Source organism: Leptobacterium meishanense, from assembly GCF_037645805.1.
GTDB classification, from domain to species: domain Bacteria; phylum Bacteroidota; class Bacteroidia; order Flavobacteriales; family Flavobacteriaceae; genus Leptobacterium_A; species Leptobacterium_A meishanense.
On record NZ_JBBEXE010000006.1, the window covers coordinates 165,591 to 178,171 of the forward strand.

The window sequence follows — 12,581 nt, forward strand, 5'->3', positions numbered from 1 at the left end:
CATGAACCCAACTTTCTTATTCTATACAATTATTGCTATCATTATCATTGACTTTACTATTGATAAAATAATAGATCGTTTGAATGCTCAAAAGTTTAATGACCCTATTCCGAAGGAACTCAGTGATGTATATGACGAAGAAGCTTATAAAAAATCGCAACTGTATAAAAAAGTAAACTATACATTCGGAATTATTACCAGTACTTTTTCGTTTGCCTTAATACTTGGTTTTCTTTTTCTAGATGGTTTTGATTTTATAGATACCATAGCCAGAAATTATACCGATAATCCCATTTTAATTGCCCTGATTTTTTTCGGGATTATTATGCTGGGAAGTGACCTTATAAATATACCTTTTTCCTGGTACCACACATTTGTTATTGAAGAAAAATTCGGTTTTAACAAAACAACGAAGAAAACTTTTATTCTTGATAAGATAAAAGGATGGATATTACTTATTATCGTTGGAGGAGGGATCCTTTCGCTGATTATGTGGTTTTATGAAGCCACCGGAAGCAATTTTTGGGTCTATGCATGGGGTGCAGTAGCAGTATTTAGCCTATTTGCAAATCTATTCTATAGCCGGTTGATCGTTCCTCTGTTTAATAAACAAAAACCTTTAGAAGAAGGATCATTAAAAAATGAGATTGAGAAATATGCTGCCAAAGTGGGCTTTACCTTAAAAAATATCTTTGTTATTGATGGTTCTAAGCGATCAACCAAAGCAAATGCCTATTTTTCAGGGTTTGGGCGTGAAAAACGTATCACCTTATACGACACATTGATCAACGATTTGGAAACCAATGAAATTGTGGCAGTACTTGCCCATGAAGTAGGGCATTACAAAAAAAAGCATATTATTTTCAACCTAATCACCTCCATTTTGTTAACCGGAATTACCTTTTATATTTTTTCATTGTTTATTAATTATCCTGAATTTTCACAGGCCATAGGCGTAAAAATTCCCAGTTTCCATGCCGGTCTTATTACGTTCGGGGTCTTGTATAGCCCTATTTCTGAATTCACGGGACTTATTATGAATTATTTCTCCAGAAAATTTGAATACCAGGCAGATGCCTATGCCAAAAACACCTTTGCGCCTGAACCATTAATCACTTCATTAAAAAAACTCTCAAAAAACAATTTAAGTAACCTCACTCCACATCCCGTATATGTATTCGTACATTATTCGCACCCTACACTCTTGCAACGTATCAAAAAACTTAAGGCATAGCTTTTGTTGTATAATAAGTAAGTTTATGGTACTTTTAGTGTATGGCAGTAATGGATATAGAACAGGAAAATAAAGCTATTGCCAAGCAATATAAGGAGTTGCTCCGCATCAGCTATCAAACACTTACCAATGAGGACAAAAAACTCATTCGTTTGGCGTTTGACACCGCTGTCGATGCCCATAAAGATCAGCGTAGAAAAAGCGGAGAGGCCTATATCTTTCACCCTATAAATGTAGCTAAGACAGTAGCTTCAGAGATAGGAATGGATGCCGCTTCCATCGCTGCCGCATTATTACATGATGTAGTTGAGGATACACAATACACTTTAGAGGACATTGAGCAACTTTTCGGAGAAACTGTGGCACGCATTGTGGACGGGCTCACAAAAATATCAAATCTGAGTACTGAAAAAGATATATCACTACAGGCTGAAAATTTCCGTAAAATGCTACTCACTTTAAATGATGATATCAGGGTCATCATTATCAAAATTGCAGATAGGCTCCATAATATGCAAACCATGGAATCTATGCCTGAAGACAAGCAAGTGAAAATTGCATCTGAAACACTCTATATCTATGCCCCATTGGCACACCGGATAGGTCTATACAATATTAAAACAGAACTTGAGGATCTTGGTTTAAAATATACAGAACCCGAGGTATATAATGATATTGCAAATAAGATAGAAGAAAGTAAAGATGAACAAAATGCCTACATTAAAGCATTTTCAAATGTTTTAAAAGAAAGCCTAGATAAAGAAAGTTTAAATTATCAAATAAAAGGGCGTTCCAAATCTATTTTTTCTATTCGTAGGAAAATGCAAGTTCAAAATGTTACCTATGATGAGGTATATGATAAATTTGCTATTCGAATCATCTATAAATCTGATTTGAAAAATGAAAAGTTCATAGCGTGGAAAATCTACTCTATTGTTACAGACCACTTTCGTCCCAACCCTATTCGACTTCGTGACTGGATATCATCCCCTAAATCCAATGGTTATGAAGCACTTCATATAACTGTAATGGGACCAAAAGGCCGTTGGGTAGAAGTACAGATACGCAGTGAGCGGATGCATGAAATTGCAGAAAAAGGCTATGCAGCTCACTTTAAATACAAACATGGTGAACAAAATGAACAAGGGCTCGATATATGGTTAAACCGGCTCCAAGAAGCCCTTGAAAATGCTGATAGCAATGCAGTTGATTTTGTAGAAGAATTTAAACTAAACCTGTATGCCAAGGAAATATTTGTTTTTACCCCTACGGGTGATCTAAAGTCACTGCCCAAAGGGGCAACTCCTTTGGATTTTGCATTTAACATTCACACAGAAGTAGGCATCCATACCAGAGGGGCAAAAGTAAATGGAAAATTAGTCCCTCTAAGTCATGAATTAAAAAGTGGTGATCAGGTAGAAATCCTCACTTCGGAAAAATCAAAACCTACAGCCAACTGGCTCGATTATGCCACCACGGCAAGAGCCCGGTCCAAAATAAAAACTTCTTTAAAAGAGGAAAAGAAAACAATTGCTGAAGACGGAAAAGAAATATTAAGAAGAAAACTTAAACAACTAAAAGTTCTCTTAAATGAAAAATCAGTAAACGAACTGGTTATTTATTTCAAACTAAAAACAAGTTTAGATTTGTTTTACAGAGTGGGTATTGGAACTATTGATAATCAAATGTTGAAAGACTTTGTAGCATCGCGCAATAATAGATTTATGAAGTTTATTAAAAACCGGATGCGAAAAAGTGCTCAGCCTGATGATATAAACAGAGAAGAAATCACCTCAAAATATGACCTGCTCGTCTTCGGTAAGGAAGAAGAAAAACTAAATTATAAACTAGCCAACTGTTGCAATCCCATTCCAGGAGATGATGTATTTGGTTTTGTAACTATCAATGAAGGCATAAAAGTCCATAAAAAAAATTGTCCAAATGCAATCTCTCTACAATCAAACTATGCATATCGGATCATCAATGCAAAATGGGTAGATTCCTCGCAACAAGAATTCACTGCTGTTATAAAACTTAATGGAATTGACAATATTGGTCTGGTAAGTGATGTCACAAAGATTATTTCAGACAATATGCATGTAAACATGAAAAATATAAGTTTTGATACGGATGATGGTATTTTTAATGGTAAAATTACAGTTGTGGTAAAAAACAATACAATACTCAAAAAACTGATGAATAACCTTAAGAAACTGAACGGAATAGATAAAGTCGTCCGAATTTAATTTTTAACTGTACATTTGTATGTTGAATTTTTGAGTAGCATATCATGGCGAATGACAAGAATCAGGAAATTGTAAAGAATGTTTTCACTACATTTTTAGAAGACAACAATCATCGAAAAACTCCCGAACGCTATGCTATACTTAAAGAGATTTATAATAGTGATGAACATTTTGATGTAGAATCGCTTTATATCAAAATGAAAAATAAAAATTATCGTGTCAGTAGGGCTACCCTCTACAACACCATTGAACTTCTTCTGGAATGTGGGTTGGTACGAAAACACCAATTTGGCCAAAATCAGGCACATTATGAAAAATCATATTTTGATAAACAGCATGACCATGTTATCCTTACCGATACAGGAGAAGTCATGGAATTCTGTGATCCACGGATACAAGCCATTAAAAAAACCATAGAAGAAGTTTTCGATATCAATATTCACAATCATTCTCTTTATTTTTACGGCACTAAAAACAACAAAATTAACTAAACTCAATTCACACAATATATGGCAGTAGATTTACTACTAGGACTACAATGGGGCGACGAGGGAAAAGGCAAAATTGTAGATGTTCTCACTAAAAACTATGATATCATAGCACGTTTTCAAGGCGGACCAAACGCTGGGCATACGCTTGAATTTGACGGTTTTAAACATGTTTTACATACCATTCCCTCTGGTATATTCCATAAAAATGCAGTTAATATTATTGGAAACGGAGTTGTTATAGACCCTGTCATTTTTAAAAAAGAATTGGATAACCTCGAAAAATTCAATATTGATATTCAATCTAAACTATTTATTTCTAGAAAAGCACACCTTATTCTACCTACACACCGATTGTTAGATGCTGCATCAGAGGCATCCAAGGGAAAAGCTAAAATAGGGTCTACACTTAAAGGAATAGGCCCCACGTATATGGATAAAACTGGACGAAATGGTATACGGGTAGGTGATTTAGAATTAACTGATTGGAAAAAACGTTACAGAGCTCTTGCTAACAAGCATGAAGCTATGATTAAATTTTACAACGTAGATGTACAGTACGATCTTAAAGAATTGGAGGAAGAATTTTACGAAGGTGTAGAAATACTCAAAAAACTTATGTTTATAGATAGTGAAGAATATCTATATAACGCTCAGAAAGAAGGCAAAACAATTTTGGCAGAGGGAGCACAAGGTTCTTTATTGGACATCGATTTTGGCACATATCCATATGTTACTTCATCCAACACTACTGCTGCTGGTGCTTGTACCGGACTGGGAGTAGCCCCTGGAAACATCGGAGAGGTGTTGGGTATTTTTAAAGCCTATACTACCCGTGTAGGAAGTGGCCCCTTCCCTACTGAACTTTTTGATGAGGATGGAAAAAAAATGGCAAAGGTAGGGAACGAGTTTGGAGCAACTACCGGAAGGCCAAGGCGTTGTGGCTGGTTAGACCTTGTTGCTTTAAAATATGCTGTTCAAATAAACGGTGTTACACAATTGATGATGATGAAAGGCGATGTATTGAGTGGTTTTAAAACACTAAAAATATGCACAGCATACAAATACAAGGGGAAAGAAATCTGTCATTTACCATATAATATTGAACCGGAAAATATTACTCCGATATATACAGAAATGAAAGGATGGGAAGATAATCTTACAAAACTCACGAATGCCGATCAGCTTCCGAAAGCACTTAATGATTACATTGGTTTTTTAGAAAGTGAACTTAACGTTCCCATAAAGATTGTTTCTGTAGGACCTAACAGGACACAGACCATTCATAGGTAAACTTCTTGACAAATCCTAAAAATAGCTTAACAAGCACTCTTCTATACTAAAAAGCATTATTTTTGAAGCAAAATTACATTGCTTTGAGGCTTATTCATATACTCATTACTTTTATTATTAGTTGTCTTTCATTTCTAGGAACTGCTCAAGAAAAGAAAAACATCACAATTGTCTACGGAGGAAATTTCACAAAAAATGAAATAAAATATCCCGGAGCCTCAATCTTTAGTAAAGACAACCGTCAAGTACAATTTGAACACCAAGGAGTAGACCTCTGGTGCGATGTAGCTATATACAATCAGAAAGAAAACCGTATAAAAGCTTTTGGTAATGTACGTTTCAACCAAGGTGATACTATCCAAATGCAAAGTGGTTATTTAGATTATGATGGGAATACCCGATTGGCATATGCCCGGGACAATGTAAAATTGAATAACCTACAAATGGAGCTCGCTACAGATACCCTTTATTTTGATAGAAACAAACAAGATGCCTATTATAATAGTTTCGGCACTGTTAAAGATTCTATCAATGTGCTTACCAGTGAAAAAGGGCATTATTACCTAGAACAAAAACGATATCAGTTCCTTAGTGATGTGAAAATAACCAATCCGGATTATGTGCTCAACTCATTACAATTAGACTATTATACTATAACCAAGCATGCATACATGTACGGGCCGTCCACTATTACCGGAAAAGATTATAAAGTTTATTGCGAACGAGGTTTTTATGACACTAGTGACGAGAATGGGTATTTCATTAAAAATTCAAGAATTGATTATAACAATCGTATCATCTATGGGGATAGCCTATACTTTGATAAGATAAAAGATTTTGCCTCTGCCACCAATAATATAAAAGTTATTGATACCATTAATAAAGGAATTGTGAAGGGGCATTATGCAGAAGTATATAAACAAAAAGACTCTGTTTTTATTACCAAAAGAGCTGTAGCCATCAACCTGATTGAAAAAGATTCCATGTACATTCACGGTGACACGCTTATGGTGACAGGCAAGCCTGATAACCGTATTATACGTGGTTTTCGGAATGTGAAATTTTACAAAAAAAACCTTAGTGGCAAATGCGACTCCATACATGTAAACCAAAAAACAGGATTGACCCAGCTTATCGGGGAACCCCTAGGGTTTAATGCAGAAACCATGAGTATTGCCGAGAAAAAGAAAAAAAGTCCTATACTATGGTCTGGAAAAAATCAAATGACCGGAGATAGCATTCACCTCATCACCAATATAGAAACCGAAAAACTGGATTCCTTAAAAGTATTGAACAATGCTTTCATTATTGAAAAAGATACATTAAGCGAAGGGTTCAACCAAGTTAAAGGAAAAAACTTATTTGGCCTTTTCGTTGAAAATCAATTAGATATTATTGATGTAATAAAAAACACAGAAGTTATTTATTATATGTACAATGACGAGAATGAACTTATTGGGATTGATAAAACTATTTGCAGTGCCATTAATATGACAATGACAGACAATCAAATTGAGGATATCACTTTTTTTACCAATCCAGATGGGGATATTTTTCCCGAAAAAGATTTACCAGTAAATGCACGTAAATTAAGTGGCTTTGTATGGAGGGGTGATGAAATGATTTCCTCTAAAGAGGATATTTTTGATGAGGATGACAATAACATACAGCTTGTTAAAATAAGAGGTATTGACAATCCTATTGATATTGATGCCGAAGAATATGAAAAACAATCGAAGAATGAACCTCCTAATGAGAAAAACACCTCTCAAAAACCAAATTCAAAAGGCACATCCCCTAATAGAAAGATAAAACCTGAGAATAAATAATTGTAATAAGCGTATTGCTGTATGAAGGATGACTTTTTTAAATATCAGGCACAAACATCGCCATACCCTTTAGCTATGGAAATAAGCCGGGCTGAAGGAAGTTATATTTATGATTCCTCCGGAAAACCTTATCTCGATTTTGTTGCAGGCATTTCTGCCTGTAGTTTGGGCCATCGGCACCCTAAAGTGGTCGCTGCTATAAAAAAACAATTAGATAGCTACTTACATGTAATGGTATATGGGGAATACATTCAGGAACCTGTAGTTACATATACAAAACTATTGGCAACACAACTTCCGCCTCCACTAGAAACCACTTACCTTACCAATTCGGGGACTGAAGCGATTGAAGGAGCACTAAAATTAGCCAAACGTGTAACAGGTCGGTACGAAATCATTGCCGCCCATAACGCCTATCATGGCAATACACAAGGAGCTATGAGTGTCATGGGTTATGAAAAACGAAAACAAGTATTCAGACCACTGATCCCTGGAACAAAGTATATACGATTCAACAATACAGATGACCTCAATAAAATAACACCCAAAACAGCTTGTGTCCTACTAGAAACTATTCAGGGAGGCGCAGGATTTATTGCTCCAAAAAACAATTACTTGAAAAAAGTCCGCGAACGATGTAATAAGACTGGCACTTTGCTCATTCTAGATGAAATTCAACCCGGATTTGGGAGAACTGGAAAATTTTTTGGTTTTCAACACTACGGAATTATTCCTGATATTCTAGTTATGGGAAAAGGAATGGGGGGTGGCATGCCTGTAGGTGCTTTCATGGCATCTAAAGAAATGATGGCCTGTTTAAAAGAACAACCTAAACTTGGTCATATTACTACTTTTGGAGGGCATCCTGTAATTGCCTCAGCTTGTTTGGCTACATTGAAAGAACTTACAGAAACCTCTTTAATAACTGAAACATTGGAGAAAGAGGCATTAATCCGGAAACTTCTGGTACATCCCCTCATAAAAGAAATAAGGGGAAAAGGATTGATGTTGGCCATGATGGTAGAAAATTCCAGTATTGCCAATTATGTTATATTGAACGCAATGAAAGAAAGATTGATCCTGTTCTGGTTGTTATATGAACCCCGGGCAATTCGCATAACACCCCCACTGACGATCTCTCAAAAAGAGATAAGAGAAGGTTGCCATGTCCTCATAAAAATGTTAAACAACTACAAAGAATAAAGCTGTTAACTAATTTGTTGATAATAAAAATCGCTTTCTAATAAACCAATACCATCATCTTTTAACTTTAATAAAACAGAAATAAAAAAGCATTTGTATGCCATTTAGTTCTAGTGAAGACAGAAACTTCCCCGTTTCGAAATTCGAATCTATGTTAAAAACCAACGACGTCTACTTCTTTGACGCTGCTGATTTTGAAGACATAGTTCACCATTATTTAGACATCGGTAAAGTCGCACTTGCAAAAAGAGCATTACAAATAGGCTTAAGCCAGCATACATCTTCCATTAATTTAAAATTACTCAACATAGAGGTATTAATTTTTGATGGTAAACTAGACCTTGCTGAGAAAATGCTAGATGAACTTATGGCTATTGAACATACTAATGAAGAAGTATACATACAAAAAGCAAGTATCTACTCTAAAAAAGATCAACATCATAAAGCTATTGAACTTTTAAAGACAGCAATGGCATACACAAACGATACTGTGGATATTTATTCCCTGATAGGTATGGAATATTTGTTCATGGATGACTACCAAGCTGCTAAAGAATACTTCATAAAATGTGTAGAAGATGATCCCGCTGATTATTCCGCGCTGTATAATGTGATTTATTGTTACGATAGTGTAAAAGACCATGATGGGGCTATCAGTTTTTTGAATACTTATATAGAAAATGACCCCTACAGTGAAATTGCATGGCACCAACTGGGCAAACAATTCTACGCAAAGAAGATGTATAAAGAAGCCATTGCTGCTTATGACTTTGCTATTATTTCTGATGATGCATTTGTTGGGGCATATATGGAAAAAGGAAAAGTCTTAGAAAAGCTGCACCGGTACAATGAGGCTATAGAAAATTATGAGATCACACTAAAACTAGATGACCCTACATCCTATGCTTACTTAAGGATCGGGAAATGCCATGAGCGGTTAGGCAATGTTGAACTGGCAGTAAAGTACTTGAATAAAACTGTGCATGAAGATCCGCTCTTAGATAAAGGTTGGATAGCAATTACTGATTTCTATTATAGAATTGGGGACTATCGAAAGGCTCGTTATTATATTAACAAAGCTTTAAATATTGACTGTGAAAATGTAGCTTACTGGAAACTTAGTGCAGAAATAAATAAAAAGTTAGACCTTCTCGAAGAAGCTGACCTTGCATATGAAAAGATAGTTACATTAGGTAATTATGAATTAAAAACCTGGATAGAATGGAGTGATGTTCTCTACAAACTCGGCGAATATGATACTGCTATCCATACATTGCTACAAGCAATAGAATTCTATCCGGACGAACCTGCTATTGAGTACCGTATTGCTGGTTTTTACTATCTTTCTTCAGATTCCCTAAAAGGATCCTATCACCTAAAAAATGCCTTAAGGAACAATTATAAGAAACACCACATACTTAAAGAACTTTTCCCTACTGTTTTTATTCGGAACACTGTTAAGAATATTATAACAGAATTTAAAAATATCCCTAAACAATAATTCCATACTTTTGTTCGACTTAACGCAGCAATATGCACCGATCGTTCAAAAATTATATGCTCATAACATTGAAAGGAATGGCCATGGGCGCAGCAGATATTGTTCCTGGGGTGTCCGGAGGTACCATTGCCTTTATTTCCGGAATTTATGAAGAGCTTATTGCTACCATTAATGGACTCAAAATAACATCTCTAAAAAAAATATGGAAAGAAGGCTTTCGATCATTCTGGAATAGTATCAATGGTAATTTTTTGTCTGCATTGTTATCAGGTATATTTCTTAGTATACTCTCACTTGCTAAAGCAATAAAATGGTTGCTGGAAAATGAGCCTGTGCTATTGTGGGGTTTTTTTTTCGGATTGGTCATAGCTAGTATCCTTATTATTATTAAAGGCATCTCAAAGTGGAACATAACAATGGGAATCTTTTTGATAGTAGGGACTCTTATTTCATATTACATTACCATCATGGAGCCCACCTCATCTCCGGATAGTTTTTTATACTTATTCTTCAGTGGGTTTATAGCTATTATAGCAATGATTCTCCCTGGTGTTTCCGGAGCATTTATACTTTTAATTTTAGGAGCATACAGTACGGCTATTGGCACCGTTAATTTGTTTTTGGAAAGTGTCTATGAGTTAAATTTCAACAAGTTCACAGAGGCATTTCTAAAATTCATTTCATTGGTATTGGGTGCTGTTCTAGGATTAAAAGTCTTTTCAAAAATCCTAGGCTGGATGTTTGAAAATTATAAAAACAGTACCCTTGCACTCTTAACCGGCTTTATGATTGGGTCATTAAATAAAATTTGGCCTTGGAAGAAAACCATAAGCTGGTATACTAACTCGCATGGAGCTAAAGAACCTCTGTTGCAAAAAAGCATTATCCCGACAGCTTTTGAAGGCGACCCTAAAATAATATGGACAATTTCATTGATCATTATTGGTTTTTTAACCATCTTCTTGTTGGAAAGAATTGCCTCAAAAACTAAAAAGCATGCATAACACCCGCACATTACAAGATCGTGTCTTTTTAGTTATAAAAGGGCTTGCTATGGGCGCTGCTAATAAGGTGCCGGGGGTTTCAGGCGGTATAGTAGCTTTCGTAGCTGGATTTTATGAAGAATTCATATACTCATTAAGAAAAATTAACGGAAAAGCATTCAAATTACTTATTAATGGACGGTTTAATAGTTGCTATCGTTATATCAATGGGCGGTTTTTAGGATTGCTTATGTTGGGGATGCTCATTAGTTACTTCAGTGTTTCCAAACTGTTAGACTATTTCATCGAAAAAAAAGAACTTTTTGTATGGGGAAGCTTTTTTGGCATGATCATCGGTTCTATTTATTATATCTCTAAAGATTTTCGGCACTGGAACAGAAAAACAATCACCTCATTTATTATTGGTATCACTATTGGGATATCCATAAGTTTCCTTGATCCTGCCAAGGAAAACACCAATTTGTTGTTTATATTCCTCTGTGGAATTATTAGTGTTTCCGGAATGACACTTCCTGGATTGTCTGGATCGTTCATCCTTATCCTTTTAGGAAATTACGTCCTCTTACTGGTAGATTCTGTAAACGCCCTTTATGATACCTTTGCCGAATTGTTTAGAGGCGATTTCAGCTTTGTTAACAATCAGGAGCGTCTAAGTGTACTAAAAATATTAGGTGTATTTACAATAGGGTCACTCACAGGTTTAGTTACCTTTTCACATTTGCTTTCTTATGTATTAAAACATTTTAAAAACAATACTACTGCACTCATCATAGGTTTCATTTCGGGTTCTCTGGGAGTGGTATGGCCCTGGAAAAAAACTGTTTTTAAAACCTCAGAGCCCGGAGCATATATACTCGACAGTAATGGCGATAAAATCATCCAAAACTACCAACGCTATATTCCTGATTTTACAACTATGGAAACCTGGTACACCTTCGGGTTTATTATCTTTGGAATCCTTATTGTCCTCTCATTAGAATGGTATGGAAGAAGAACTCAAAAAAAATAGCCATTTATTCGGTTTGATCGGAAAAAATATTTCTTATTCCTTTTCCAAAAAATATTTCAATAAAAAGTTTGAGGCACTAAGTCTGGAAGAATACCAGTATACAAACTTTGACATCCCTTCTATTAAATACTTCACCGCCATCATCCAGGAATACCAAAACCTCAAAGGGTTAAATGTTACCATTCCATATAAAGAACAGATCTTCCCTTTTTTAGATGTTATTGAGCAAGAAGCCTTTGAAATAGGTGCTGTAAATACTATTAAAATTGAAAATGGAAAACTAAAAGGATATAACACTGATTTTTATGGATTCCTTGCGTCCATTCAACCACACATACAACCACATCATAAAAAAGCACTCATATTGGGTACTGGCGGGGCTTCAAAAGCTATCGTTCATGCATTTAAGAAATTAAATATCGAATGCTCACTTGTTTCCAGAACCCCGAGAAAAGGCTGGTTTGACTATAATGACCTAAATTCAGCCATACTGAAAGAACATACTATTGTGGTTAACTGTACCCCATTAGGTACTCACCCAAAAACAGCAGAAAAACCAGCCATTCCATACAATTATATTACCGCGTCACACTTATTATACGATTTGATATACAACCCAACTAAAACAGCTTTTTTGAAGCAAGGTGAAGAAAGAGGTGCAATAATTTGTAATGGGTTGAAAATGTTAGAACTCCAGGCAGAAAAAGCATGGGAACTATGGAATTCTTAAACCCGGTATGTTTATAACCGTATTTTTTCATGGGTTTTTTTAAA

Annotated in this window: 10 protein-coding genes; all 10 read left to right on the forward strand. The window is 35.3% G+C overall.

Going from position 1 to position 12,581, the window contains the following annotated elements:
• The first annotated feature begins 1 nt into the window (after position 1).
• Positions 2-1,234 carry a M48 family metallopeptidase gene (locus WBG21_RS08095; RefSeq protein ID WP_340076679.1) on the forward strand — a complete coding sequence of 411 codons (1,233 nt, stop codon included), beginning with the start codon at positions 2-4 and terminating at the stop codon, positions 1,232-1,234.
• A 41-nt stretch (positions 1,235-1,275) separates the two neighbouring features.
• Positions 1,276-3,480, forward strand: coding sequence for a RelA/SpoT family protein (locus WBG21_RS08100; protein WP_340076682.1), 2,205 nt, complete (start codon positions 1,276-1,278; stop codon positions 3,478-3,480).
• Positions 3,481-3,524: 44 nt separating this feature from the next.
• A complete protein-coding gene (locus WBG21_RS08105; protein WP_340076685.1) occupies positions 3,525-3,971 on the forward strand; it encodes a Fur family transcriptional regulator in 447 nt (148 codons plus the stop codon).
• Positions 3,972-3,989: 18 nt separating this feature from the next.
• Complete coding sequence (locus WBG21_RS08110) at positions 3,990-5,261, forward strand: adenylosuccinate synthase (protein WP_340076687.1); 1,272 nt, start codon at positions 3,990-3,992, stop codon at positions 5,259-5,261.
• A gap of 62 nt (positions 5,262-5,323) precedes the next feature.
• Positions 5,324-7,090, forward strand: a complete 1,767-nt coding sequence (locus WBG21_RS08115; RefSeq protein WP_413789398.1) for an OstA-like protein — start codon at positions 5,324-5,326, stop codon at positions 7,088-7,090.
• Positions 7,091-7,111: 21 nt separating this feature from the next.
• Positions 7,112-8,293 (forward strand): aspartate aminotransferase family protein, encoded by a 1,182-nt coding sequence (locus tag WBG21_RS08120; RefSeq protein WP_340076689.1) that lies wholly within the window; start codon positions 7,112-7,114, stop codon positions 8,291-8,293.
• Positions 8,294-8,390: 97 nt separating this feature from the next.
• The gene (locus WBG21_RS08125; protein ID WP_340076691.1) at positions 8,391-9,794 is read left to right on the forward strand and encodes a tetratricopeptide repeat protein; all 1,404 of its coding nucleotides are present in this window, start codon (positions 8,391-8,393) and stop codon (positions 9,792-9,794) included.
• Positions 9,795-9,850: 56 nt separating this feature from the next.
• Positions 9,851-10,798, forward strand: coding sequence for a DUF368 domain-containing protein (locus tag WBG21_RS08130; RefSeq protein WP_340076694.1), 948 nt, complete (start codon positions 9,851-9,853; stop codon positions 10,796-10,798).
• On the forward strand, positions 10,791-11,807 hold the full coding sequence (locus WBG21_RS08135) for a DUF368 domain-containing protein (protein WP_340076697.1): 1,017 nt from the start codon (positions 10,791-10,793) through the stop codon (positions 11,805-11,807). Before WBG21_RS08130 ends, WBG21_RS08135 begins: the two co-directional genes overlap by 8 nt.
• A complete protein-coding gene (locus tag WBG21_RS08140) occupies positions 11,782-12,537 on the forward strand; it encodes a shikimate dehydrogenase family protein (RefSeq protein ID WP_340076699.1) in 756 nt (251 codons plus the stop codon). The genes WBG21_RS08135 and WBG21_RS08140 overlap by 26 nt, the downstream gene beginning before the upstream one ends.
• Positions 12,538-12,581 lie beyond the last annotated feature (44 nt).

Coding starts and splice junctions, on each gene's coding strand:
- WBG21_RS08095 (WP_340076679.1), top strand. CDS start 2: ATGAACCCAACTTTCTTATTCTATACAATTATTGCTATCATTATCATT.
- WBG21_RS08100 (WP_340076682.1), top strand. CDS start 1,276: ATGGCAGTAATGGATATAGAACAGGAAAATAAAGCTATTGCCAAGCAA.
- WBG21_RS08105 (WP_340076685.1), top strand. CDS start 3,525: ATGGCGAATGACAAGAATCAGGAAATTGTAAAGAATGTTTTCACTACA.
- WBG21_RS08110 (WP_340076687.1), top strand. CDS start 3,990: ATGGCAGTAGATTTACTACTAGGACTACAATGGGGCGACGAGGGAAAA.
- WBG21_RS08120 (WP_340076689.1), top strand. CDS start 7,112: ATGAAGGATGACTTTTTTAAATATCAGGCACAAACATCGCCATACCCT.
- WBG21_RS08125 (WP_340076691.1), top strand. CDS start 8,391: ATGCCATTTAGTTCTAGTGAAGACAGAAACTTCCCCGTTTCGAAATTC.
- WBG21_RS08130 (WP_340076694.1), top strand. CDS start 9,851: ATGCTCATAACATTGAAAGGAATGGCCATGGGCGCAGCAGATATTGTT.
- WBG21_RS08135 (WP_340076697.1), top strand. CDS start 10,791: ATGCATAACACCCGCACATTACAAGATCGTGTCTTTTTAGTTATAAAA.
- WBG21_RS08140 (WP_340076699.1), top strand. CDS start 11,782: ATGGAAGAAGAACTCAAAAAAAATAGCCATTTATTCGGTTTGATCGGA.